At 33.8% G+C, this 361-nt stretch carries 1 protein-coding gene; it reads right to left on the reverse strand.

All coding sequences use genetic code 11. From position 1 onward, the window contains the following. Positions 1 to 98: 98 nt before the first annotated feature. Positions 99 to 233, reverse strand: a complete 135-nt coding sequence (locus tag R2R70_RS19250; RefSeq protein ID WP_138561435.1) for a zinc ribbon-containing protein — start codon at positions 231 to 233, stop codon at positions 99 to 101. Positions 234 to 361: the final 128 nt, after the last annotated feature.

Here is a 361-nt window from a genome sequence, read left to right on the forward strand (position 1 = left end):
TGATTGGATCATGGATAGATTAGGAGAAAGAGGTTAATTGTTTTTACTTTGTAAGGTAATAAGAGCTATCTATTTAGATAGCTCTTGAAGAGCAGTTGCTACGGTGTGTATTCTGTTTCATGGCATTTAGGGCAAGGTGGCAAAGTATCATCATGATCGTCAAGTGTTACAGTGTTGCCGCAATTATCACATTGGTAAGTGCCAGTACCTGGTTTTTCCCCTGTTGTAGACATTTTTATATCCTCTGTAAGTTTACCTAAAAAGCTACTTCTATTATTGAATTGGTGATTCAATAAAACTCAGTTTTATAGTGAATGTATTAATTGAAAGGTTTTATTAAACTTAGTAATAAGACATCCAT

The organism is Cobetia sp. SIMBA_158 (assembly GCF_046566945.1).
Lineage (GTDB): Bacteria > Pseudomonadota > Gammaproteobacteria > Pseudomonadales > Halomonadaceae > Cobetia > Cobetia amphilecti.